23 protein-coding genes are annotated in these 22,658 nt (G+C 64.3%); 13 read left to right on the top strand and 10 right to left on the bottom strand.

What is annotated here, in order from left to right:
* Nucleotides 1-4 precede the first annotated feature (4 nt).
* Entirely contained in the window at nucleotides 5-685 is a 681-nt protein-coding gene (locus tag JQ580_RS11680; protein WP_212280182.1) for a transglutaminase-like domain-containing protein, read from the top strand.
* 111 nt (nucleotides 686-796) lie between these two features.
* On the opposite strand, the gene JQ580_RS11675 is transcribed toward JQ580_RS11680, so the two are convergent.
* From JQ580_RS11675 to JQ580_RS11665, 3 genes are all read right to left on the bottom strand, one after another.
* Complete coding sequence (locus JQ580_RS11675; protein WP_212280181.1) at nucleotides 797-988, bottom strand: CsbD family protein; 192 nt, start codon at nucleotides 986-988, stop codon at nucleotides 797-799.
* Nucleotides 989-1,126: 138 nt separating this feature from the next.
* A complete protein-coding gene (ybaL, locus tag JQ580_RS11670) occupies nucleotides 1,127-2,863 on the bottom strand; it encodes a YbaL family putative K(+) efflux transporter (protein WP_212280180.1) in 1,737 nt (578 codons plus the stop codon).
* Between the two features lie 61 nt (nucleotides 2,864-2,924).
* Nucleotides 2,925-3,710, bottom strand: a complete 786-nt coding sequence (locus JQ580_RS11665; protein WP_212280179.1) for an IclR family transcriptional regulator domain-containing protein — start codon at nucleotides 3,708-3,710, stop codon at nucleotides 2,925-2,927.
* A 111-nt stretch (nucleotides 3,711-3,821) separates the two neighbouring features.
* Between JQ580_RS11665 and JQ580_RS11660 the strand changes: the two genes are divergently transcribed.
* The gene (locus tag JQ580_RS11660; RefSeq protein ID WP_212280178.1) at nucleotides 3,822-5,180 is read left to right on the top strand and encodes an aromatic ring-hydroxylating dioxygenase subunit alpha; all 1,359 of its coding nucleotides are present in this window, start codon (nucleotides 3,822-3,824) and stop codon (nucleotides 5,178-5,180) included.
* A gap of 159 nt (nucleotides 5,181-5,339) precedes the next feature.
* A complete protein-coding gene (locus JQ580_RS11655) occupies nucleotides 5,340-6,776 on the top strand; it encodes a glutamine synthetase family protein (protein WP_212280177.1) in 1,437 nt (478 codons plus the stop codon).
* Between the two features lie 114 nt (nucleotides 6,777-6,890).
* Here JQ580_RS11655 and JQ580_RS11650 read toward each other — a convergent pair whose 3' ends face one another.
* The 7 genes from JQ580_RS11650 to JQ580_RS11620 form a co-directional block, all read right to left on the bottom strand.
* Nucleotides 6,891-7,619: an ABC transporter ATP-binding protein gene (locus tag JQ580_RS11650; RefSeq protein ID WP_212280176.1), complete on the bottom strand. Its 729-nt coding sequence runs from the start codon at nucleotides 7,617-7,619 to the stop codon at nucleotides 6,891-6,893.
* Nucleotides 7,612-8,379 carry an ABC transporter ATP-binding protein gene (locus tag JQ580_RS11645; RefSeq protein WP_212280175.1) on the bottom strand — a complete coding sequence of 256 codons (768 nt, stop codon included), beginning with the start codon at nucleotides 8,377-8,379 and terminating at the stop codon, nucleotides 7,612-7,614. Before JQ580_RS11645 ends, JQ580_RS11650 begins: the two co-directional genes overlap by 8 nt.
* Nucleotides 8,372-9,316, bottom strand: a complete 945-nt coding sequence (locus JQ580_RS11640; protein ID WP_212280174.1) for a branched-chain amino acid ABC transporter permease — start codon at nucleotides 9,314-9,316, stop codon at nucleotides 8,372-8,374. The genes JQ580_RS11645 and JQ580_RS11640 overlap by 8 nt, the downstream gene beginning before the upstream one ends.
* Nucleotides 9,313-10,230 (bottom strand): branched-chain amino acid ABC transporter permease, encoded by a 918-nt coding sequence (locus tag JQ580_RS11635; protein WP_106947638.1) that lies wholly within the window; start codon nucleotides 10,228-10,230, stop codon nucleotides 9,313-9,315. Before JQ580_RS11635 ends, JQ580_RS11640 begins: the two co-directional genes overlap by 4 nt.
* Nucleotides 10,231-10,523: 293 nt before the next feature.
* Nucleotides 10,524-10,742 carry a hypothetical protein gene (locus JQ580_RS11630; RefSeq protein WP_212280173.1) on the bottom strand — a complete coding sequence of 73 codons (219 nt, stop codon included), beginning with the start codon at nucleotides 10,740-10,742 and terminating at the stop codon, nucleotides 10,524-10,526.
* Nucleotides 10,743-10,744: 2 nt separating this feature from the next.
* A complete protein-coding gene (locus JQ580_RS11625; protein WP_212280172.1) occupies nucleotides 10,745-11,401 on the bottom strand; it encodes an acyl-homoserine-lactone synthase in 657 nt (218 codons plus the stop codon).
* Nucleotides 11,402-11,483: 82 nt separating this feature from the next.
* Complete coding sequence (locus tag JQ580_RS11620) at nucleotides 11,484-12,212, bottom strand: LuxR family transcriptional regulator (protein ID WP_212280171.1); 729 nt, start codon at nucleotides 12,210-12,212, stop codon at nucleotides 11,484-11,486.
* Between the two features lie 166 nt (nucleotides 12,213-12,378).
* Here JQ580_RS11620 and JQ580_RS11615 point away from each other — a divergent pair, with 166 nt between their 5' ends.
* The 10 genes from JQ580_RS11615 to JQ580_RS11570 all read left to right on the top strand — a co-directional run bounded on the left by JQ580_RS11615 (nucleotide 12,379) and on the right by JQ580_RS11570 (nucleotide 22,656).
* On the top strand, nucleotides 12,379-12,555 hold the full coding sequence (locus tag JQ580_RS11615; protein WP_212280170.1) for a hypothetical protein: 177 nt from the start codon (nucleotides 12,379-12,381) through the stop codon (nucleotides 12,553-12,555).
* Nucleotides 12,556-13,107: 552 nt separating this feature from the next.
* A complete protein-coding gene (kaiC, locus tag JQ580_RS11610; RefSeq protein ID WP_212280169.1) occupies nucleotides 13,108-14,805 on the top strand; it encodes a circadian clock protein KaiC in 1,698 nt (565 codons plus the stop codon).
* Nucleotides 14,806-14,808: 3 nt separating this feature from the next.
* On the top strand, nucleotides 14,809-15,096 hold the full coding sequence (locus JQ580_RS11605; RefSeq protein WP_094892540.1) for a circadian clock KaiB family protein: 288 nt from the start codon (nucleotides 14,809-14,811) through the stop codon (nucleotides 15,094-15,096).
* On the top strand, nucleotides 15,096-16,580 hold the full coding sequence (locus JQ580_RS11600; RefSeq protein WP_249134129.1) for a sensor histidine kinase: 1,485 nt from the start codon (nucleotides 15,096-15,098) through the stop codon (nucleotides 16,578-16,580). Before JQ580_RS11605 ends, JQ580_RS11600 begins: the two co-directional genes overlap by 1 nt.
* A 69-nt stretch (nucleotides 16,581-16,649) precedes the next feature.
* On the top strand, nucleotides 16,650-17,612 hold the full coding sequence (locus JQ580_RS11595) for a LysR family transcriptional regulator (protein ID WP_212280168.1): 963 nt from the start codon (nucleotides 16,650-16,652) through the stop codon (nucleotides 17,610-17,612).
* Between the two features lie 144 nt (nucleotides 17,613-17,756).
* Entirely contained in the window at nucleotides 17,757-18,635 is an 879-nt protein-coding gene (locus JQ580_RS11590) for a shikimate dehydrogenase (RefSeq protein WP_212280167.1), read from the top strand.
* A gap of 56 nt (nucleotides 18,636-18,691) precedes the next feature.
* Nucleotides 18,692-19,822 (top strand): ABC transporter substrate-binding protein, encoded by a 1,131-nt coding sequence (locus JQ580_RS11585; protein WP_212280243.1) that lies wholly within the window; start codon nucleotides 18,692-18,694, stop codon nucleotides 19,820-19,822.
* Nucleotides 19,823-20,045: 223 nt separating this feature from the next.
* Nucleotides 20,046-20,921: a branched-chain amino acid ABC transporter permease gene (locus tag JQ580_RS11580; protein ID WP_212280166.1), complete on the top strand. Its 876-nt coding sequence runs from the start codon at nucleotides 20,046-20,048 to the stop codon at nucleotides 20,919-20,921.
* Entirely contained in the window at nucleotides 20,918-21,916 is a 999-nt protein-coding gene (locus JQ580_RS11575; protein WP_212280165.1) for a branched-chain amino acid ABC transporter permease, read from the top strand. Before JQ580_RS11580 ends, JQ580_RS11575 begins: the two co-directional genes overlap by 4 nt.
* The gene (locus tag JQ580_RS11570) at nucleotides 21,913-22,656 is read left to right on the top strand and encodes an ABC transporter ATP-binding protein (protein ID WP_212280164.1); all 744 of its coding nucleotides are present in this window, start codon (nucleotides 21,913-21,915) and stop codon (nucleotides 22,654-22,656) included. The genes JQ580_RS11575 and JQ580_RS11570 overlap by 4 nt, the downstream gene beginning before the upstream one ends.
* The last annotated feature ends 2 nt before the right edge of the window (nucleotides 22,657-22,658 follow it).

Below are 22,658 nucleotides of genomic sequence, written 5' to 3'. Positions count from 1 at the left end.
CGGCATGACCGACACCCTTCCCGACACCATCCGCCGCCTCTATACCGATCCCGGCGAGTACATCGACAGCGATCACCCCGCCGTGCAGCAATTCGCATCAGACGCCGTGCGCGTGGATGCGAGCGCGCGTGAGAAGGCCAGCCAGCTCTACAAGGCGGTGCGCGACGGCATCCGCTACAACCCGTATGTGAGCATGCGCGTCGCCGAGACCTTTCGCGCGTCGAGCGTGCTTGCCGCAGGCCAGGGCTATTGCGTCGGCAAGGCCTCGCTGTATGCCGCCGCCTGCCGGGTCCACGGCATTCCTGCCCGCGTCGGTTTCGCCGACGTGAAGAACCACCTCACCACCGAGAAGCTGCGCGCCAGCATGGGCACGGACATCTTCACCTGGCACGGTTTTACGGAGGTGTACGTGGACGACGCCTGGCGCAAGGCAACGCCGACGTTCAACGCGAGCCTCTGCGCCAAGGTCGGCGTGGCGCCGCTTGATTTCGACGGCCATACCGATGCGCTGCTACACCCCTTCGACGGCGAAGGTCGTGCGTACATGCAATACGTCAACGACCGCGGTAGCTATCACGATGTGCCGGCGAAATTCCTGATGCGCGAGATGGCGCGGGACTACGCCAATATGCAGGGCGAGGAGCTGGCCGGACGCGACATGGAGCGCGAGGCGGAAGAACGGTAGGGAAGCTGGCGGCCTGCTTCCAGCTCTCCGAAAACAGACAGGCGGTTTGCCAAAGTGGAGCACAACAAGAGAAAGCCGCCCGAAGGCGGCCTCCCTGCTCAATCAGATCTGCTATTTCTTGACGGCATCCGCAGCATCGCGGGCCGCATCCTTGACATCTCCCGCAACGCTATGCGCGGCGCCTTTGGCCTTATCCATCTTGCCTTCGGCCTCCAGGTTTTCGTTGCCGGTGAGCTTGCCGGCGCCTTCCTTGATTGCGCCCTTGGCCTTGTCGGCGACGCCCTTGATGTGTTCGCTATCCATTATCGTTATCCTTCATAGTGGAGAGGTGAACGACAACCGGCGAGCTCACTCGGTCGTTCCTAAGGGAATTGTTACAAACAAGCCTGCTGCTGTTCCCGGCCCTATCGCCAGGGGTGATGGACCGCCGGGGAGATCATCTCAACCGACCGAACCGACTGCGCGTGGCCGTGACTCCTGCCGGGTGGCATTCGGGACTTTCTTCTCCAGTTCCTCGATCATCCCGCGGGCGATTTCGCGCTCGCCCATGATGACGACGTCGGCGCCCAGTCCCTTCAAATGATCGACCTCGGCGTCCGCATGCGCGCGCGCGATGATGCGGATGTCGGGATTGGCGGCGCGCGCCTGCTGCACGATCTGGCCCGCTTCGAAGGCTTCCGGGATCGCGACCACCAGATGTCGCGCACGCGATGGATTGGTGGCACTGAGGATTTGCGGCTGTGCGGCATTGCCCGCGACGGTCTCGATGCCACCCTGCTTCAGCTTCGCCAGCGCGGTCTCGCCGACTTCGGTAACGAGGAACGGCAATTTGCGCTGCTTCAGCGCATCACCGACGAGCGCACCGACGCGGCCATAGCCGATCACGATCGTATGATCCGTCAGTTCTGTCGTCCGGATCGCCTCGGTGACCGCTGTCGGGGCCGCAGGCTCTTCGCGCCGCGGGTCGAGGCGCGGTGCAAGCCAGGTGGCGGCGGCGAACATCAGCGGGTTGAGCATGATGGAGAGGATCGCGCCCGCCATGATCAGGTCACGGCCCTCCTTGGGCAGGATCTGCGAGGCGACGCCGAGTTCGGCCAGGATGAAGGAGAACTCGCCGATTTGCGACAGGCTCGCCGAGATGGTCAGCGCCGTGGCGACAGGGTGGCGGAACACGACCACGATCAAATAGGCCGCGAGCGATTTGCCCAGCATGATGATCGCGAGGGTGGCAAGCAGCGGCCAGGGCTCGCGGACGACGCTCATCGGATCGAACATCATGCCGACCGAGACGAAGAACAGCACGGCGAAAGCATCGCGCAGCGGCAGTGATTCCTGCGCGGCGCGCGCGCTGAGCGGCGATTCCCGCAGCATCATGCCGGCGAAGAACGCGCCGAGCGCCAGCGAGACGTCGAACAGTTTGGTCGCGCCGAACGCGACGCACAGTGCGATTGCGAGCACGGCGAGACGGAACAATTCGCGCGAGCCGGTATGGGCGATGTAGTGCAGGATCCACGGGATCACCCGGCGCCCCACGACCAGCATCAGCCCGATGAACACGACGATCTTGACGAGGGTCAGCACCACGATGCCGGCGAGCCCGAAGCCGGCTTGCGCGGCCAGCGGCTCGAATGCGGGTTTGCCCTCGGTGCCGCCCTGCAGGCTGGCGATCGCGGGAAACAGCACCAGCACGAGCACCATCGCGAGGTCTTCGACGATCAGCCAGCCGACCGCGATGCGTCCGCGGTCGGTCTCCATCAGGCGGCGCTCCTGAAGCGCACGAAGCAGTACGACGGTGCTTGCCACCGATAGCGCAAGGCCGAACACGAGCCCCGCCGGGATGCTCCAGCCCATCAGCCATGCAAGGCCGAGTCCCATCAATGTCGCAGCCGCGATCTGCACGACGGCGCCGGGTACGGCGATCTTCCGCACCGACAGCAAATCCTGCAGCGAGAAATGCAGACCGACGCCGAACATCAGCAGGATGATGCCGAGCTCGGCGAGCTCGGTGGCGAGCGCCTGGTCGGCGACGAAGCCTGGCGTGAACGGACCGACCGCGACTCCGGCGATGAGATATCCGACCAACGGCGGTATGCGGAACCGCTGCGCGATGGTTCCGAATACGAAGGCTAGTCCGAGTCCGACGACGATGGTGGCGATGAGCGGTGTTTCATGCGGCATTTTTGCCTTGTGACACAGCGAGCACGCTGGCGCACCGCGACCTGTGCGCGCGGGTCGTAGCTCACAGCAATTGCAAGTGCACGGATTCCGCGGCGTCGCGCAGCAACGGCAGGAAGCGCTCGATCAATTCCTGCGCCGGCACGCGATCGACATGGGCGCCCATGTTGATCGCGGCGACGATCACATTGTCGTAACGACGCACGGGAACCGAGATCGAGCGGAAATGCGGCTCAGCCTCGCGATCGACCAGCGAATAGCCCTGCGCCCGATCGGCGACGATGCGCGCGAGCAGCGCCTTGGGATTGGTCTCGGTTTGCGGCGTCAACGCCTCGCGCGTCATCGTCTTCAGGCGCGCCGCGAGATCGGCGTCTTCGAGCTGGCCGAGCATGGCGCGGCCGACCGAGGTGCAGAAGGCGGGCAGTCGGTAGCCGATTTCGAGTCCACCGGAAAACATCCGCGCCGGACTGCCGCGGGCGACGAAGACGACGTCATCGCCATCGCGCACCGCGAGCGAGGAGATTTCGTTTGCCGCGATCGCGACACGATCGAGCACCGGTTGCAGGACAGTGACGAGCTGGTTGGATCGCAGATAGGACGCTGCCAGCGTCAGCACATGCGGCGTCAGCGAGAACAGTTTGCCGTCGCCCGAGACGTAGCCGCCCCGCTGCAGCGTGAACAGCATGCGCCGGGCGGTCGCGCGCGGCAGATCCGCCGCGCGCGCGAGATCGCTCAGCGTCATCGGGCCTGCGGTGGTGCCGAAGCACTGCAGCAGGCGCAGGCCGCGATCGAGCGCCTCGACGAAGTCGGTCGCGCGCTCATCGTTCTCGCTCCGCCTCAGCTTGGGCATGTCGGGGATAATCCTGCAAAATAGTGCTTGCTGACGTTTCAAGGCATGTCATAATTCGCACATTCGTTCAATAGGCGAACGAGCGCCATTCCACGCAAGGATGCACCCGCCATGATGAGCCAGGAGCAGAACGACCTGATCACCCGCACCGGGCCGAAAGACCCCTGCGGCAAGCTGATGCGGAGCTACTGGCAGCCGGCGGCGCTGGTGGATGAGCTGCAAGGCGAGCGACCGATCCGTCCCGTCAGGCTGCTCGGCGAGAACCTGGTGCTGTTCCGCGACGAGCGAGGGCGCTATGGCCTGATCGATCGCCATTGCGCGCATCGCGGCGCCGATCTCGCCTTCGGACGGCTCGAGCATGGCGGCCTGCGCTGCGCCTTTCATGGCTGGCTGTTCGACGCCACCGGCCAATGCATCGAGACGCCGGCCGAGCCGAAGGACTCGAAACTCTGCCAGAACATCCGGCAGCGCTCCTACCCCGTGGTGGAGAAGAGCGGCATCCTCTGGGCCTATCTCGGCGAGGGCGCGCCGCCTTCATTCCCCGAGCTCGACTGCTTCGTTGCTCCCGGGACTCACACGTTTGCATTCAAGGGCCACATGGCCTGCAACTGGCTGCAGGCCCTCGAAGTCGGCATCGATCCCGCGCACGCTTCCTACCTGCACCGCTTCTTCGAGGATGAGGACACCTCCACCGCCTACGGCAAGCAATTCCGCGGCGCTTCCGCAGGAAGCGATCTGCCGATGACGAAGATCTTGCGCGAATACGACCGCCCGATCATCAATGTCGAGCATACCGAATATGGTCTGCGGCTGATCGCGCTCCGCGAGATCGACGAGGAGCGCACCCATGTGCGCGTGACCAACCAGCTGTTCCCGCACGGCTTCGTCATTCCCATGAGCACCGAGATGACGATCACGCAGTGGCACGTGCCGGTCGACGATGAGAACTGCTACTGGTACGCGATCTTCACCAGCTATTCGAACCCGGTCGACAAGCAGAAGATGCGCGACCAGCGGCTCGAGCTCTATGAGCTGCCGGATTACAAATCGCGCAAGAACCGAGCTAACGATTACGGTTTCGATCCACACGAGCAGCAGACCGCGACCTATACCGGCATGGGCAACGACATCAACGTCCACGACCAATGGGCGGTTGAATCGATGGGCGCGATCCAGGACCGCACCCAGGAGCATCTCGGCTCGAGCGACAAGGCGATCGTGCAATATCGCCGCCTGCTGCGGGCCGAGATCGAGAAGGTCGGCGGCGGCGAGAAACCGATGCTGTTTCTGGATGACAGCAAGGCACGCAGCATTCAGGGACCGGCCACCATGGACGGCATCGGGCCGACCCAGGGTTGGGAGCTCTACTGGATGGAGGTCGACGTCAAGCGCCGCCGTGGCGCTCCCTGGGCCGCACCGGTCCCGAAGGAGATCGCGGACAACGTGCACCGGCTGACGGCGGCGGAGTAAAGCGGAATTCCCTCCACGTCATTGCGAGCGAAGCGAAGCAATCCAGACCACCTCTCAAGAATGACGCTGGATTGCTTCGTCGCTTCGCGCCTCGCAATGACGGAGAATGTGGCAAGTGTTTTGCTCACGTCGAGCAGCGTGGATTGAGGAGCAACCAAAGTGACTTTCGTCGCGCGTCATGCGCTGTGGTCGGATGAGCAGAGGGATGCCGCGTCGCGCATGCGCCGTCTCGTCGAGGAGAAGAATCTCGAGGTGATCCGCCTCGCCTTCCCCGACCAGCACGGCATCCTGCGCGGCAAGACCATCATCGCCTCGGAGGCGATCGTGTCGCTGGAGAGCGGCTGCTCCATCACCACCACGATGCTGGCCAAGGACACCTCGCACCGCACGGTGTTTCCGGTGTTCACCGCGGGCGGCGGCTTCGGCATGAAGGAGATGGAGGGCGCGGCCGACGTACTGATGGTGCCTGATCCCACCACGTTTCGCGTCTTGCCGTGGGCACCGACCACGGGCTGGGTGCTGTGCGACCTTTATTTTGCCGACGGCCGCCCGGTGCCGTTCGCGACGCGCTCGCTCTATCGCAAGGCGCTGGACGAACTCGCCAGCCGCGGTCACGACTTCGTCGCGGGGCTCGAAGTCGAATTCCACATCTTCAAGCTCGACGATGCGCATATGCGGCCCGAGGATGCGGGACAGCCGGGCGTGCCGCCCTCGGTGAGCTTGCTTAGCCACGGTTATCAATATCTCACCGAACAGCGCTTCGATCAGATGGAGCCGGTTCTGGAGGTCTTGCGGCGCGACATCGTCGCGCTCGGGCTCCCGTTGCGCTCGGTCGAGGTCGAGTTCGGTCCGAGCCAGTGCGAGTTCACCTTCGCACCCCGAAAGGGAATCGAACCGGCCGACAACATGGTGCTGTTTCGGTCTGCCGTAAAGCAGATCGCGCGCCGCCACGGCTACCACGCCACCTTCATGTGCCGGCCGAAATTGCCGAATGTGTTCGCGAGCGGCTGGCATCTGCACCAGTCGATCGTCTCGCGCGCCACGGCCGAGAACCTGTTCATGCCACAGGACGGCGGTGAGCCGCTCAGCGCGTTCGGCAAGTCCTATCTCGCCGGCCTGCTCGACCACGCCCGCGCCTCGACATTGTTCACGACCCCGACCATCAACGGCTACAAGCGCTACCGTTCCTATTCGCTGGCGCCGGACCGCGCAATCTGGGGCCGCGACAATCGCGGCGTGATGATCCGCGTGCTCGGCGGCGCCAATGACGCCGCGACGCGCCTGGAGAACCGCATCGGCGAGCCCGCCGCCAATCCCTATCTCTACATGGCCTCGCAGATCCTATCGGGCCTCGACGGCGTCGACCGCAAGCTCGATCCTGGCCCGTCGGCCGACACGCCCTACGAGACCAAGGCGCCGCTGCTGCCGAAATCACTGCGCGATGCGGTCAGCGCGCTGAAGGACGATCCGTTCTTCCGCGACAAGTTCGGGCCTGAGTTCGTGGATTATTACACGCACATCAAGAATGCCGAGATCGACCGCTTCCTGTCCGAGGTAACGGACTGGGAGCATCGCGAGTATTTCGAGGTGTTTTGACAGCCACGTCGCCGACGTCATGCCCGGGCTTGTCCCGGGCATCCACGTTCTTCGTGTCGCGCGGCGAGGCGTGGATGGCCGGGACAAGCCCGGCCATGACGATATTGAGAGACCCTAAATCCCCAGATACTTGTGCTGCAAATCCGGCGCGGCCATCAGTTCGTCCGACGTGCCGCTCCACACCGTCCTGCCGCGCTCGATGATGAAGTGGCGGTCGCAGATGCGGGCGAGGTGATCGACGTTCTTGTCGACCACCAGGATCGACTGGCCCCGGCTCTTGAGCAGCGACAGGCAGTGCCAGATCTCCTCGCGGATCAGCGGCGCAAGGCCTTCGGTCGCCTCGTCCAGGATCAGCAGCTTCGGGTTGGTCATCAGCGCGCGGCCGATCGCCAGCATCTGCTGCTCGCCGCCGGAGAGCTGGTTGCCCATGTTGGCGGCGCGTTCGGCGAGGCGTGGAAACATCACGTAGATCGCGGCCAGCGTCCAGGGATTGGCGCTGCCGAAGCGATCGGCTGCGGCTGCGACCAGATTTTCGCGCACGGTGAGGTTCGGGAAGATCTGGCGTCCTTCGGGGACCAGACCGACGCCGAGCTTGGCGATCCGGTAGGAGGGCTGCGTTCGCACCTCCGTGCCCGCAAAGCGGATCGAACCCGCACGCGCCGGCGTCAGGCCCATGATGGAGCGGATGGTCGTGGTCTTGCCCATGCCGTTGCGGCCCATCAGCGAGACCATCTCGCCCGGCTTGATCGACAGCGACAGCCCGAACAGCACCTGGGAGAGGCCGTAGCAGGTCTCGATGCCGTCGACCTCGAGCAGCGTGTCAGCGATTATTTTTTCAGCCATGGTGCGTCACCACGTGCTGGTCGCCGAGATAGGCGCGCTTGACGTCCTCGTTGGCGCGGATCGCGGCCGGATCGCCGGACGCGATGACGCGGCCATAGACCAGCACCGTGATGCGGTCGGCCAGCGCGAACACCGCCGGCATGTCGTGCTCGACCAGCACGATCGAGACTTCCTTGCGCAGCTCCTGGAGCAGCTTCACCATGCGCTGGGATTCGGTGACGCCGAGACCGGCCATCGGCTCGTCGAGCAGCAGCAATTTCGGCTTGCTCGCCAGCGCCACCGCAAGCTCGAGTTCGCGGCGCTCGCCATGGCTGAGCCTGCTGACAACGACGTCCGCGCGATGCAGCAGTCCGACGCGATCGAGCGCGGCATGGGCGGCATCGCGCAGGCCCTTTTCCTTGCGCGCATCGGCAAAGAAGCGGAACGAGGTGCCGGCATGAGCCTGCGCCGCCAGCGCGACGTTGTCGGCGGCGGTGAAGTCGAGCAGCAGCGAGGTGATCTGGAACGAACGCGCCAAGCCCAGCGCGCAGCGGCGATGGGCCGGCAGATAGGTGATGTCGCGGCCCCCAAGCGAGACGCTGCCGGAATGCGGCTCGAGATGCCCGGTGAGCTGGCTGATCAGCGTGGTCTTGCCGGCGCCGTTCGGGCCGATGATGGCGTGCAGCTCGCCGGCGGCGACGTCGAGCGAGACATTGTCGGTGGCGATGATGCCGCCGAAGCGGCGTACCAGCTTTTCGACGCGGAGCAGGGGTTCAGCCACGATTGAACCTCCCGAGCAGGCCCATGATGCCGCCGCGGCCGAACAGCACGATCAGCAGCAGCAGCGGGCCCATGATGAGCGCCCAATATTCGGTGATCTGCGACAGGAACTCTTCGAGCAGCAGGAACACCACCGCGCCCACGACGGGGCCGAACAGCGTGCCCATGCCGCCCAGGATCACCATCACCATGAGGTCGCCGGAGCGGGTCCAGTACATCACGGCCGGGCTGACGAAATCGGTGTTGTTGGCAAGCAGCGCGCCGGCGAGGCCGCACATTGTCCCTGAAATGACGAAGCAGACCAGCTGATAGCGCTTGGCGGGAAAGCCGATCGCCTGCATGCGCTGCTCGTTGGAGCGCAAGCCCTGCACGACGAGGCCGAAGCGCGAATTGACGATGCGCCAGATCAGGAAGAGCACGCCGAACAGGCAGGCCAGGCAGAGATAATAGAACTGCGTGCGATTGCCGAGATTGATCAGGCCGGAGAAGTCGCTGCGCTTGTAGACGGTGAGCCCGTCGTCGCCGCCATAACGCGCAAGGCCCGAGGCGACGTAATAGGCCATCTGCGCGAAGGCCAGCGTGATCATGATGAAATAGACGCCGCGGGTGCGCAGGGACAGCGCGCCGATCACGAGCGCATAGAGCGCGGACGCCGCGAGCGCGACCGGAAACTGGATGAAGCCCGAGCCGACACCTTCCTGCGCCAGCATGCCGACCGCGTAGCCGCCGATGCCCAGATAGGCGGCGTGGCCGAAACTCATCATGCCGCCGAAACCCATGATAAGGTTGAGGCTCGCGGCCGCCAGCGCCAGTATGACGATGCGGGTGAACAGCGTCAGGATGAAGACGTTGCCGGACGCTTGCGAATACAGCGGCAGCAGCACGAGGCCGGCCAGCATCAGGGCCGTGACGGCCTTGCTCACAGTCAAATTCTTCATCGACGGTTGGCTGGAAACAGCCCCTCCGGCCGCACCACCAGCACGATCGCCATCAGCAGGTAGATCAGCATGGAGGACAATGCGGGCGCGGCGGTGGAGGCAGCGGCGCCGCTCAGCACCTGCCGCAGCAGATTGGGCAGAAAGGCGCGGCCGAGGGTGTCGATCATGCCGACGAAGATCGCGGCCAGGAACGCGCCGCGGATCGAGCCGATGCCGCCGATCACGATGATGACGAAGGCGAGAATCAGGATGTTCTCGCCCATGCCGATCTGCACGGTGAGGATCGGCGCCTGCATCAGCCCGGCCAGGCCTGCGAGCGCGGCGCCGAGGCCGAACACCAGCGTGTAGAGCAGCTTGATGTTGATGCCAAGCGCGCCGATCATCTCGCGGTTGGAGGCGCCGGCGCGGATCAGCATGCCGATGCGGGTGCGCATCACGCCGAGATAGAGCAGCAGCGCCACCAGCAGCGCCACCACGATGATGGCGAGCCGATAGGCGGGATAGTGAATGCCCGGCAGGATCGGCACGGGCACGGTGAGCCAGGCCGGCAGCGGCAGCGCAAGGCCGGCCGGCCCCCAGATCAGCCGCACGGCCTCGTTGAAGAACAGGATCAGGCCGAAGGTTGCGAGCACGTGGTCGAGATGATCTCGCCCGTAGAGATGCCGCAGCGCCGACATTTCGAGGACGATGCCGAGGATCAGCGTGGCGCCAAGCGCCAGCAGCGCGCCGAGCAGGAAGCTGCCGGTCCAGGCCGCGAACGTCGCGGCGAAATAGGCGCCCATCATGTAGAGCGAGCCGTGCGCGAGGTTGACGAGATCCATGATCCCAAACACCAGCGTCAGGCCGGCGGCGAGCAGAAACAGCAGCAGGCCGAACTGCAATCCGTTCAGAAACTGTTCGACGACGAGCAGCATCAAGACTCTTTCAGGCGCACGCGGTGTCGCGCCGATGTTCGAACACGGTCGCCATCAGTGAAAGAGCTCCCCCTGCCTCATCAAGGCGGAAAAATGGGTAATGGCAGTATCGTTCCGAGGCAAGAGCGATTCGACACCAAACATGCACTTTGTTGCATGCCGATGCATGCGGTCGAAATGGCCTTGCAAGAAGGCTGCCGCGCCGGCTGGGGCAAGCTGCCGCACCCAAGCGATCACCCTCTCCCCCGTTGCCGGGGAGAGGGTGTTGAGTTCATGGGATCGAGGAGATGCGTCTAGTGCGACGTCATCTGCCGGGAAAGGTCATCCGGTTCGGCGAGCGCGCTGTTGGCCGTCGAGGCCTCCAGCGCCGCCATCCGGAACAGATAGGCGAGCGTCGCCAATCCGGTGTCCTCCGCCATCTGCGCCAGCTCGAGCGCCATGTCCGACATGTAGCCGAGATTCTCGTCCCTGATCTGCGCCATGATCTGGCTGTCCCGCATCATGTTCGACATTCTCAGGCGCTCTTTCGTTGCGCGGCAAGGCCGCAGAGGTTGGCTCGGGCGACGGCGTCCAGATGCGGGCCGTCCTGACGCACGACCGGATGCATGCCGATACGATCATGCAGGGCATCGAGGGTCTCGCGACGAATGTCGATGATTGCCGCCATGGTCCACGCGTCCTCCACCAGAGCCGGCAGGCCAAGCGGTGTCACCACGAAGCCGGCCTCGTGGAAGCGCGGCAGCCACCAGGTCTCCATGATCGCGCTGACCTGCGCGATGCCCTGATTGAGGCAGAACTCCTGCACCGCCGCCATCAGTTGCAGATTGAGCGCGCCGTCGCGGCGATCACGCACGACGAAGTAGCGTGACCATTCCCACACTACCGGATTCGCGGGGCAACCGCGCACCGACGCCAAATGCGGGAACACCTCGCTCATCATCGAGGGTTTGGTCGTCGGGTAGAGCCGGTGACCGCCGATGACCCGCCGCCCCTCGAGTGCAAGCAGATAGACCGTATCCTCGTCGTCATAGGAATCGATCTCGCGGCCGTCCGGCCTGCGCAGCGCCTCCCAGCGCCGCTCCTTGACGAAGATATCGTGGCGCAACCGGAAATGCTGCTCGATCACGTCTTCATAGAGGTGGCGATTGACCGCAGAAATGGCGTGAATCATGAAAACCCCCATTCAGCCTCAATGGGAGCAGAGTCGGCGAAAAGAGCCGGGTTCGATATTGGGAAATTTCCCAGTACGGCGCTTACGGATTGATGATCTTGTTCCGGATCGCCAGCGCCACCGCATGCGTGCGGTTGACGGCACCGAGCTTGCGCCCGGCAGTTGCAAGATGCTCTTCCACGGTGCGCTGCGTGATGTGCAGGATCTCGCCGATCTCCCAGGCCGACTTGCCCTGTGAAGCCCAGGAGATCACTTCGCGCTCGCGCGGAGTAAGGCGCGCCGGGGGATAAGGCGTCGGCTCGAGCAGACGGCGAATGTGGTCGAAGCCATACATCGCCATCAGGTGCAGCGCCGGCTTGCTCCGCGGATTGAGGTCGAGATGAACGCCGCCAAGCGACACCGCCGCTTCATAGCCGGTGAGCCCGTGGATCGGCACGATGAAGCCCCGCGACATGCGAAAATCGGTGGCGCGGTTCATCACCTCGGCCGCATCGGGCTCAAGCTCGGCGTCATAGGGGGCTTCCGACCATTCGAACGGATTGACCGATTGCCGGCACAGCCGCACCACGGGATCGAAGCGGTCGTAATTGTTCTGGGTGTAGAGACTGAACCAGCCGGCCGGCCAGCGCTTGGCGAGCACCATCTGCGCAAACCGCTGGTCGGGATTGGGCAATCCCGTCACAATGATGGTTTCGAAGCCGAAGCGCCCGAACGCGGTTTCTAGCGCGTTCATGGCATCGGGCACCTTGCGATAGGTCTCCAGCCCCTCAATGAAGTCGAGCGCCTCCCGGCCATAATCCACGGCGGACATCGGTGCGTTTCCTAACCCACAAGGGCTCGTATAGCACGTCTTCGGGGACTGCCTCAATTCGCTGCGGCCGTAGTTTCCCGGTGCTCATCCGGTCTGAAGATTTAAACTACTTGTGGCAGAATTGACGCCACGATACACCTGTCGCGACTTGAGCGGGAAAACCACGATGGAAGACGAGGACATCGCCCTCAACAGCGTGCTCGGCCTGGAATTGAACCGCGTGTTTTTCGCCATCCGCGAAAAGGCAAACAAGCAGAAGATCATCGAGTTCGCGCGCGAGGTGCTGGAAGCCGAACGCGAGGACATTCCCGAAAGCGTCGTCCCGGAAGGTCCGGCGAGCTAAAACGCAAGTTCAGTATAGCTTGCGCTGCCAACAGCCGGGCTCAAGCCCGCGACCTGATCTTGAGATCAACGAGCGCGCGACGTCCGACCGCCGTCAATTCGTCCAATGCCGTAATGCCAGAGCGAGCCGCGTCCAGCAGACGTGCCGCAACGAGTTTCCGGCTCTCGTGATCACCGCCATGCCTGACGTGACCGAACGCGGCCTCAAGTGCCGCATCCAGGATCGTCCGCAGGCGCCCCTCGACCTCGCTCATGTCGTTCCTCACGCGCCGGCAGTGGCGCTCATCTGAGCTTCATGTAAATGAAGAGGTAAGATTGTATGTTCACTTGTGAGCACAAGGAGCGGTGAGCCGATTGCGACGACCGCCGCTTGAAAAGCCGAAGACCGACACCGCTGGCCGAAAGCTGCCAACCTCGGCTCCAAGGATAGGACGAGAGGATCAACATCGATCCGGGCGACTTGTTCCTACCAAGGGGCTGACAAATTTGCCCGCTCGCCACTAGGCGTTTTGAGGTTCTTTGCTTAGAAATCCGCAGGGAACCAGGATGGGACATGACTGACGGCATCACGAAATCTCCAACCGGAATCGAAGGCTTTGACGACCTGACGCTTGGCGGCCTTCCCACCGGACGGCCGACGCTGGTCTGCGGTTCGGCCGGCTGCGGCAAGACGCTCTTTGCTTCGACCTTTCTGTTCAATGGCGCGAAGATCTACGACGAGCCCGGCGTCTTCGTTACGTTCGAGGAGCGCCCGATCGACATCGTCGCCAATGTCGACTCGCTTGGCTTCGATCTCCAGGGGTTGATCGATCAGTCGAAGATCCACATCGAGCACATCGAGATCGATCCATCGGAAGTCGCCGAGATCGGCGATTACGATCTGGAGGCTCTGTTCCTGCGGCTTGAGTTCGCCGTCGACCAGATCGGCGCCAAGCGTATCGTGCTCGACACCATCGAGAGCCTGTTCTCGGCATTCTCCAATCCGGCGATCCTGCGCGCCGAGATCCGCCGCCTGTTCGACTGGCTCAAGCAGAAGGGCCTGACGGCGGTCATCACCGGTGAACGCGGCGACGGCACGCTGACCCGGCAAGGCCTCGAGGAATATGTCTCGGACTGCGTCATCCTGCTCGATCACCGGGTCGACAACCAGATCTCGACGCGGCGCCTGCGCATCGTCAAGTATCGCGGCACCGCGCACGGCACCAACGAATATCCGTTCCTGATCGACGAGGACGGCTTTTCCGTACTGCCGGTGTCCTCGCTCGGGCTTGGGCACAAGGTGTTCGAAGACCGGATTTCGACCGGCGTCGCCGACCTCGATGCCATGCTGACCGGCGGCGGCTTCTACCGGGGCAGCAGCATCCTGCTCACCGGCGTCGCCGGCTCCGGCAAGAGCTCGCTCGCGTGCATGATGGCCGACGCCGCCTGCCAGAACGGCGAACGGGCCCTTTACCTCTCGTTCGAGGAATCCGAGGCGCAGACCGTCCGCAACATGAAGTCGATCGGCACCGATCTCGGCAAATGGCTGAAGAGCGGCCAGATGCGCTATATTGCCGCGCGACCGACCTTCTACTCGCTCGAAATGCACCTTGCGATCATGCTGCGCGAGATCAACAGGTTCAAGCCGCAGCTCGTCGTGCTCGATCCGATCTCTGCCTTCACCGACTCTGCCGACATCGCCGAGGTGCAGGCGATGCTTCTGCGCATCGTCGACTACCTCAAGTCCAACGGCATCACCGCCGTGTTCACCCATCTGGCCAGTGTCGAGCAGGCGCAAACCGACGCCGGCCTGTCGTCGATCATGGATGGCTGGGTGCTTTTGCTCAACCGCGAGGCCAACGGCGAGTTCAACCGGGAGCTCTATCTGCTGAAAGCGCGCGGCATCTCCCATTCCAACCAGGTCCGCGAGTTCGTCATGTCGAACAATGGCATTCACCTGCTGGACCCCTATCTCGGCGAGGACGGCGCATTGACGGGTTCGGCCCGACGCAACGCAGAGGCGCGGGCGCGCCGCGCCGAGGCCGAGCGGCAGGCCGAGGTGACCCGCGTGCAGGACCAGGTCACGCAACGGCGCCGCCGCGCACTTGCCCAGATCGAAACTCTCAACGCGGATATCGAGGCCGACGAGGCCGAACTCAGGCGGCTGGTGACGGCCGAGGAAACCTATCAACAACTCAGCCGGGAAAGTGCCGCAGCACTGGCGCGGGGACGGGGACTGGACCTGTCTACCGGCATGAAGAAGCAGGGCTAAGTCATGACCGAAGTCGACAAAGAGCCCGTCAAGCTCGTCCTTTACGTTGCCGGCGAGACCCCGAAGTCGCTCGCGGCGATCCGCAATCTCGAAAAGATCTGCTCCGAGCACCTGGCCGGCAAGTACAAGGTCGAGGTCGTCGATCTCAAGAAGCAGCCCCAGCTCGCCCGGGAGCACGGCATCGTCGCCATTCCCACCCTGGTGAAGGAGCTTCCTGTCCCGATTCGCAAGATCATCGGGGACCTTTCCGACACCCAGAAGGTTCTAGTGCATCTGTCGGTTGAGGAATGATGACAGTGGTGTCGCTCGCATCCGCGTTGACCCGGGACGAACTCGAGGCTCGTCTATACGAAGCCGAGGAGACGCTCCGTGCCATCCGCGAAGGCGAGATCGATGCCGTCGTCATCAAAGGCGGAACGACCGAGCAGGTCTTCACGCTCGAGGGTGACGGCCACTCCTACCGCACCTTCATGGAAGCGATGGACATCGGCGCCGCCGCGTTCGACGCCGATGGGCAGTTGCTCTATGCCAACCAGGCGCTGTGTACGTTGCTGGACCGGCCGGCCGGCGGACTTTCCGGGCCGGCGCTGCTCGACATCCTCGATGCCGTCAATCAGACGACGTTCCGCCGCCTCCTGGCGCAGGCGATGGAAGAACGTCAATCCGCTGAAATCCACGTTCGCGTGAACGACAGCGAGCGCAGCTTCCTTCTCACCGGAACGCCGATCGATTTTGGCATCGTGAGCGGCGTCGCCATCACCTTCACCGACATCAGCGAGCGTGAGCAGACCGCCGCCGCCAAGGAGTCCGAGCGGCTGGCGCGGTCCGTTCTCGCCTCCGCCAACGAGGCCGTCATCGTCTGCGACCGATCCGGTACGGTCACTCACATCAATAACGCCGCCGAACGGATTTGCGCCGAGGCGCCGATCGGGAAGCGGTTCGAGGAGGCGATCGCACTGACCTTTGCCGATGCCGCCGAGCTGATGTCGGGAGCCGACATCGTTGCGATGGCCATTGGCGGCACGCCGGTGCAGGGGCTCGAAGCCGCCGTGAAGACGTCCGCCGTCGACGTCACCGACGTCATGATCAGCGCGGCACCGCTCGTCGTATCCGGCGAGCGGACCCAGGGCTGCGTGGTCACGCTGATCAACCTGTCGCAGCGCAAGGCCGCCGAGCGTCGCCAGGCCCTCCTGATGGGCGAGCTCGATCACCGCGTCAAGAACACCTTGGCCATGGTGCTGGCGATCTCCGCGCGCACCGCTTCGCACGAGCGCACGATCGAGGACTTCCAGAAGTCATTCTCCGGCCGCATCCAGGCCCTCGCCGCCACCCACACGCTGCTGTCGAACGCGTCGTGGGAGAATTTGCAGATCAAGGACGTGCTCAGCGTCGAGCTGGCGCCCTATGCGACCTTGTCCAGCGGGCGCATCACGATGGAGGGGCTGGATGTTTCCGTCGACTCCAAGACCGCCGTCTCGCTCGGGCTGGTGTTCCACGAATTGACGACCAACGCGGTGAAATACGGCGCGCTGTCGACCCGGGCCGGCAAGCTGTCGGTGCGGCGGATCGGCCTGGTCGACGATGGCGCGCTGCAGATCGAGTGGGAAGAGCGCGACGGCCCCATGGTGACGCCGCCGACGACCTCCGGCTTCGGCCAGACCCTGATCTCGCGCAGCCTTGGCAGCGGCGCCAACGGTGGCACGAAGCTCGAATTCCGGCCGACCGGCGTCGTCTGCCAGATCCTGATTCCGAAATACGGCCACTTCCATTCCTAGCATTTGGCGCTGGATGGCCGCGCGCCTTCCATGAGATGATCCTGGAAGACCGTTCCGGGACATCCAGACATGATGACGCTGCGCCAGGTGGAAGTGATCCGTGCCGTGATGGTGACGGGCACCATCGGCGGTGCCGCGAAGCTGCTCAATGTCTCGGCGCCCGGGATCAGCCGCCTCGTCAAATACACCGAGCGCTCGCTCGGCATCCGCTTCTTCCAGCGCCAGAACGGGCGCTACTTCCCGACGCCGGAAGCCGAGAACATCTTCGAGCAGATCAACAGCGTCTACAAGAAGGTCGACGACCTCTCCGAGATCATCTCCAAGATCGGCCGCGGCGGCCTGTCCGAACTGCGCATCGGCTCGGTGCCGAGCATCTCGCAGGTGATGGTGCCGCGCGCGATCGAGCGCGTCCGCCGCCGCTATCCCGATTTGGGCATCGACATCAACATTCTCAAACTCGAGGAAGCCATCGACTATCTCATGCTCGGCCGCGGCGAGTGCGTGGCGATGAGCTACCGGCTAGAGCATTCCGGGCTCGACTTCATGCCGCTGGCCTCGGGCGAGCTGTATTGCATCGTGCCGCCGGGCCACGAGCTCGCCGGCCGCAAGCAGGTCTCCGCCGCCGAGATCACCCGCTATCCGCTGATCGGCATCGATCCCAACGATCCCTACGGCCGGATCATGGCCGAGATCTTCGCGCGCCACCGGCTCGCCTACAACATCACCATTCGGGCGCGCTTCGGCACCACGGTCTGCGCGCTGGTGAAGGCGGGTCTCGGGATCGCGATCATCGACCAGTTCACGGTGGCCCATGGCGGCTATCCCGGGATCGAGCTTCTGAAGATTGCCGAGCCGACGCGGTTCGACACCTATATCGCGGTCAAGCGCGGCGCGCCGCTGTCGCTCCATGCGGAGTCCTTCATCGAGTCGCTGCGCGCCGAGATGCGCGCGGTCGAGCCGTCCCGCGGCAACGGCAAGGCCGTGCCGGGCGGCAGCGGCAAGGCCGCGCCGACGCGGGGGCGGAAGAAATAACATCATGTTAGGTTTGCCGGATAAAAGGGTAATTGTGTTAGGCGGAGGAATGGCTATCGTCGCACCTGAAATCCCGCTTGGAATCGCGCGGATTTCCCCGCTAATGGCCGGGACCGAACGCTCCTTTTGAGACGATAGCGAATTATGTCCCAGCGCGGATACGCCGCCAGCAAGAAGCTCCTTACCGGCCTGATCGGCGCGCCGATCGCGCATTCCGCATCGCCTGCCATGCATGAGCGCGCCGCGGAGGCGCTCGGGCTGCGCGGCCACTATCAGCTCATCGAGGTGGCCGGAGCCGATGCGGCAGCGCTTCGCATGATGCTCGAGGGCGTGCGGCGGCTCGGCTTTGCCGGCGTCAATGTCACCTACCCCTACAAGGAGGCGGTGGTTCCGCTGCTCGACGCGTTGGCGCCCGGTGCGGCCAGCATGGGCGCGGTCAACACCGTCGTCGTCAAGGACGCCCGCCTGACCGGCCACAACACCGACACCACCGGCTTTGCGCGCGCGGTGGCGCCGCTGCTGGCGCCCGCGGGAAATGCCGTTGCGGTGATCGGCGCCGGCGGCGTCGGCAAGGCGATCGCGTTTGCGCTGGCGAGCCTGAAAGTGTCCGACATCCGCATCTTCGACAGCGAGCCGGCGCGCGCCGCGACGCTCGTCTCCCTGCTGGCGCCGCAGGGCGGCGCCAGGGTTGCCGCAAGCGTCGAGGATGCGGTTCACGGCGCAACCGGTCTCGTCAACGGCACGCCGGTCGGCATGCTGCCGGACCGCGGCATGCCGGTTGCGGCCACGTTGTTGCACGAAAAATTGTGGGTCGCGGATGCCGTCTATTCGCCGCTGATCACGCCGCTGCTGGCGGCGGCACAAGCCAGGGGCGCACGGATCATGACCGGGCGGGAGCTCGCGATCTATCAGGCCGCCGACGCATTCGAACTGTTCACGGGCCTTGCCCCATCGACCGAGATCATGGGAGAGGCATTCGACGAGGTGATGGCGGCACGAAGCTCGGCCTATCACGCAGCGTAACCGAAGCGGCCGATACAAGGCCGCCGGCAACATCAGAGGAAACGGGAGGAGACATGATGAGATCGACCATTCTGGCAGGCGCCCTGCTTGCCTTCGCAACTGCAACCGGCGTTCACGCCCAGGCGATCAAGCTCGCCAACGTCGCCGAACTCTCCGGCGGCGGCGCCACCGTCGGCACCAACTGGAAGAACGGCATCGACCTCGCGATCGAGGAGATCAACGCCAAGGGCGGCGTGCTCGGCCGCAAGCTCGAAGTCAGCCATGCCGACTCGCAGTCCAACCCGGGTGTCGCCCGCGCCCAGGTGCAGAAGGCGCTCGACGCCGAGCCCTATGTGCTGCTCGGGCCCGGCTATTCCGGCTCCGTGAAGGTGACGGCGCCGCTCGCGGCCGAAGCCGGCATCGCGCAGATCATGGGTGGCGAAGCCGCCGAGCTGACCCAAGCCGGCAACAAGTTTCTGTTCCGCACCTCGTTCGGCCAACAATCCTCGATGCCGAAGGTCGCGAAATACATCCACGACGACATGAAGGCGAAAACCGTCGCAGTGGTCTGGGTCAACAACGATTTCGGCCGCGGCGGACGCGACATGGTGACCAAGGAGCTCGAACGCCTCGGCTCCAAGGTGGTGGCCGATCTCTCCACTGAAGCAGGCCAGGCCGACTTCGCCGCCGACGTCGGCAAGATCAAGGCCGCCAATCCCGATGCCGTGTTCGTCTATCTGAACGAGGAAGAGAGCGCGCGCATCCTGAAGGAGCTGAAGCGCCAGGGCGTCACCGCGCCGCTGATGGGCGAGACCACGCTGATCGGCCAGAAGGTGATCGAGCTCGCCGGCGACGCCGCCAACGGCGCGCGCGGACATGTCGGCCTCACCACCGACGCGCCCGTCGATCTGGTCAAGCAATTCCGCGAGAAGTTTTCCAAGAAGTACAATTACGTTCCTGACCATAACGGCCTGAAAGGCTATCTCGCCGTCTACATGGTGAAGGCCACCACCGAGAAGATGGGCAAAGTCGACCCGAAGAAGTTCGCCGACACGCTGCACGGCCTCACCATCATGGCCGCGGACGAACCGGGCATCCTTATGGACGTGACCTTCAGCGACACCGGCGACATCGACCGTCAGAGCTTTCTGGTCGAGGTGGTCGAAGGCAAGCAGGTCGTGAAGCAAGTGCTGCCGAAGGTGAAGTGAGATAGAGCGGAGCAAGCGCCTCGTCCTTCGAGACGACCGCTCTTAGCGGTCTCCTCAGGATGAGGCCGAACTCGCTGCGGAGCGCATGGTGCTGCAGCCGCGCACTCCGCCCTCATCCTGAGGATCCGCCAACGGCGGGCTTCTCGAAGGATGGCCACAGGCATGATCGCTTCCATATGCGATTGCCCTGGCGCTCGCGGGAGCGGAAGAGAAAGAGGGGAACATGTCCAACCTATTCGATCTTCTGGTCGCAGGGTTAGCCACCGGCGCGATCTATGCGCTGGTCGCGGTCGGCTTCACGCTGCTGTGGCAGACCTCGCAGACCATCAATTTCGCGCAAGGCGAGTTCGTGATGCTGCCAGCCTTCCTGATGCTCGCCGCGATGCATGCGGGCGCGCCGTTCTGGCTCGCGATCATCCTCGGCATGCTCTTGTCGATGATCCTGCTCGGGCTCGGCTTCAAGCTGTTGCTGGTCGATCCCATGATGCGCCACGGGGTGCTGCCGCTGGCGATCGCGACCATGGCGCTCGCGATCGGCATCAAGGAAGCGGTCAAGCAGTTCTTCAGCGCGGAGGCCTCGCCCTTCCCGTCGATCGTGCCGACCGGCGACGTCTCCATTCTCGGCCACGCGGTCTCGCTGCAAAGCATCGGCGTCCTCGTCGTCGCCATCCTCGCCGTCGTTGGATTGACGACGCTGCTCAACCGCACCTCGCTCGGCCACCAGATGCAGGCGGCGGCGCAGAACCCGACGGTGGCGCGCATCATCGGCGTGCCGGTCGAGCGGATGATCCTGCTGACATTCCTGATCAACGCCGTCCTGGTCGCGCTGGCCTCGCTTCTCATCACGCCGATTTATCTGGCAAAATTCTCCTCAGGCGAAGTGCTGGGACAGGCGGCTTTCATCGCGGCGATCGTCGGTGGCTTCAACCAGGTGCGCGGCGCGATCGCCGGCGGCCTGCTGATCGGCGTGCTCGACAATCTCGCAGCCAGCTACGTCTCCACCCAATATCGCGCGGCGGTGCCGCTGATCTTCCTGATCGTCGTCATCCTGTTCCGGCCGCAAGGATTGCTCGGCCGCGCCGAGGAGCGCACGGTATGAGCGGCTTCGGCAAACCCCTGAAGATCGCGCTGGGCCTGGTCGTCATCGCCGGCCTGATCGTCGTCCCCATGAATTTCAACCGCTACGGCCTGTTCATCCTCAGCCAATGGGCGGTGATGACGATCGCCGCGATGGGCCTCAACCTCACGCTCGGCTATGCCGGCCAGGTCTCGCTGGCGCAGGGCGCGTTCGTCGGCATCGGCGCCTATGCCGCGGCGATCATGACCACCCATGGCTGGCCCCTGCCGGCAGCGATCGTCGTCGCCATCGTGCTGAGCTTCGCGGTCGGCTGGGTGCTCGGCTATCCCGCGCTGCGCGTGCAGCACCACTACCTCGCCTTCGTCACGCTGGCCTTCTCCACCCTCGCCTTCCTGGTATTCCGGAACGAGAGCTGGCTGACCGGCGGCATCTACGGCATCTCCAACATCCCGCGGCCGAACTTCTTCGGGATTGCGACCAACAAGCCGCTGCCGTTTTATTATGTCTGCCTCGGCTCGCTCGCGATCGTGTCGGCCGCGGTGTGGTGGCTGATCCGCTCGCCCTGGGGCCGCGCCTTCATGGCCCTGCGCGAAAACCCGCTGCGCGCGCAATCGCTCGGCATCGACACCCGCCGCTACACGCTGATGGCGTTCGCGATCGGCTCGGCACTCGGCGGCGTCGCCGGCGCGCTCTATGCGCCGCTGACGCAGTACATCGATCCGGTGCCGTTCAACCTGTCACTCTCGCTCGACCTCCTGATGATGGTGATCGTCGGCGGCGCGGGCTTCTATTTCGGCCCGTTCCTCGGCGCAATGATCGCGGTGCTGCTGCCGGAATGGCTGCGCTTCACCGAGGGCTATTATCTGATGCTGTATGCGGTCGCGGTAATGCTGCTGCTGATCTGGTCGCCGACCGGCATTCTCGGAATCGTCGATCGCTACCTCGCCGAGCGCCGCACCAAGGCAGCCTCCGCGCTGCGCGCCGTCGCGAAATCCCGTCTGGAGACGGCGCAATGAGTGCGGTCCTCGAAGTCTCCGGCATCAAGAAGAATTTTGGCGGGATCAGCGCCGTCGACGGCGTTTCCTTCGACGTGCGCGAGAGCGAGATCCTCGGCCTGATCGGGCCGAACGGCTGCGGCAAGTCGACTTTGTTCAACTGCATCCTCGGCCAGCTCGCCCCGTCAGGCGGCGAGGTCAAGCTCGACGGCAAGGTCGTCACGGGCCTCCGCCCCTCCGAGCTCAACAAGCTCGGGGTCAGCCGCACCTTCCAGCTGCTGCAGGTGTTTCCGAAACTCTCGGTGCGCGAGAACCTGATCCTCGCGGGCCAGGAGCACCAGGGCAACATGGCCTCGCGGCTGGTCGGTCGCTCCGATGCCGGGCTGACTGATGCCGCCAACCAGATGATCGGCTTCTTCAAGCTCGATCATCTCGCCGACGAGCCAGCCGGCGGATTGTCCTATGGCCAGCAAAAGCTGCTCGATGCCGCCATGGCCTTCATGGGCGGCCCGCGCCTGGTGCTGCTCGACGAGCCCGCCGGCGGCGTCAACCCGTCGATGCTGGCGGATTTGAAGGAGCGCCTGGTCGCGATCAACCGCGAGAAGAACGCCACCTTCGTCGTGATCGAGCACAACATGGAATTCGTGATGTCGCTGTGCTCGCGCGTGATGGTGATGGCGGAGGGCAAGGTGCTGGCGATGGGCCGGCCCGACGAGGTCCGCAAGAACCCCGCCGTTATCGAAGCCTATTTGGGACATTGACC

Origin of the sequence: Bradyrhizobium sp. SZCCT0148, from assembly GCF_018129985.1 — a bacterium.
GTDB lineage: Bacteria > Pseudomonadota > Alphaproteobacteria > Rhizobiales > Xanthobacteraceae > Bradyrhizobium > Bradyrhizobium japonicum_H.
This window is presented reverse-complemented; position numbering and strand designations above follow the sequence as displayed.

What these genes read in the sequence shown, in the direction of transcription:
- JQ580_RS11680 (WP_212280182.1), top strand. Translation starts at nt 5, where the DNA reads ATGACCGACACCCTTCCCGACACCATCCGCCGCCTCTATACCGATCCC.
- JQ580_RS11675 (WP_212280181.1), bottom strand. Translation starts at nt 988, where the DNA reads ATGGATAGCGAACACATCAAGGGCGTCGCCGACAAGGCCAAGGGCGCA.
- ybaL (WP_212280180.1), bottom strand. Translation starts at nt 2,863, where the DNA reads ATGCCGCATGAAACACCGCTCATCGCCACCATCGTCGTCGGACTCGGA.
- JQ580_RS11665 (WP_212280179.1), bottom strand. Translation starts at nt 3,710, where the DNA reads ATGCCCAAGCTGAGGCGGAGCGAGAACGATGAGCGCGCGACCGACTTC.
- JQ580_RS11660 (WP_212280178.1), top strand. Translation starts at nt 3,822, where the DNA reads ATGATGAGCCAGGAGCAGAACGACCTGATCACCCGCACCGGGCCGAAA.
- JQ580_RS11650 (WP_212280176.1), bottom strand. Translation starts at nt 7,619, where the DNA reads ATGGCTGAAAAAATAATCGCTGACACGCTGCTCGAGGTCGACGGCATC.
- JQ580_RS11640 (WP_212280174.1), bottom strand. Translation starts at nt 9,316, where the DNA reads ATGAAGAATTTGACTGTGAGCAAGGCCGTCACGGCCCTGATGCTGGCC.
- JQ580_RS11635 (WP_106947638.1), bottom strand. Translation starts at nt 10,230, where the DNA reads ATGCTGCTCGTCGTCGAACAGTTTCTGAACGGATTGCAGTTCGGCCTG.
- JQ580_RS11630 (WP_212280173.1), bottom strand. Translation starts at nt 10,742, where the DNA reads ATGTCGAACATGATGCGGGACAGCCAGATCATGGCGCAGATCAGGGAC.
- JQ580_RS11625 (WP_212280172.1), bottom strand. Translation starts at nt 11,401, where the DNA reads ATGATTCACGCCATTTCTGCGGTCAATCGCCACCTCTATGAAGACGTG.
- JQ580_RS11620 (WP_212280171.1), bottom strand. Translation starts at nt 12,212, where the DNA reads ATGTCCGCCGTGGATTATGGCCGGGAGGCGCTCGACTTCATTGAGGGG.
- JQ580_RS11615 (WP_212280170.1), top strand. Translation starts at nt 12,379, where the DNA reads ATGGAAGACGAGGACATCGCCCTCAACAGCGTGCTCGGCCTGGAATTG.
- kaiC (WP_212280169.1), top strand. Translation starts at nt 13,108, where the DNA reads ATGACTGACGGCATCACGAAATCTCCAACCGGAATCGAAGGCTTTGAC.
- JQ580_RS11605 (WP_094892540.1), top strand. Translation starts at nt 14,809, where the DNA reads ATGACCGAAGTCGACAAAGAGCCCGTCAAGCTCGTCCTTTACGTTGCC.
- JQ580_RS11600 (WP_249134129.1), top strand. Translation starts at nt 15,096, where the DNA reads ATGACAGTGGTGTCGCTCGCATCCGCGTTGACCCGGGACGAACTCGAG.
- JQ580_RS11595 (WP_212280168.1), top strand. Translation starts at nt 16,650, where the DNA reads ATGATGACGCTGCGCCAGGTGGAAGTGATCCGTGCCGTGATGGTGACG.
- JQ580_RS11590 (WP_212280167.1), top strand. Translation starts at nt 17,757, where the DNA reads ATGTCCCAGCGCGGATACGCCGCCAGCAAGAAGCTCCTTACCGGCCTG.
- JQ580_RS11585 (WP_212280243.1), top strand. Translation starts at nt 18,692, where the DNA reads ATGAGATCGACCATTCTGGCAGGCGCCCTGCTTGCCTTCGCAACTGCA.
- JQ580_RS11580 (WP_212280166.1), top strand. Translation starts at nt 20,046, where the DNA reads ATGTCCAACCTATTCGATCTTCTGGTCGCAGGGTTAGCCACCGGCGCG.
- JQ580_RS11575 (WP_212280165.1), top strand. Translation starts at nt 20,918, where the DNA reads ATGAGCGGCTTCGGCAAACCCCTGAAGATCGCGCTGGGCCTGGTCGTC.
- JQ580_RS11570 (WP_212280164.1), top strand. Translation starts at nt 21,913, where the DNA reads ATGAGTGCGGTCCTCGAAGTCTCCGGCATCAAGAAGAATTTTGGCGGG.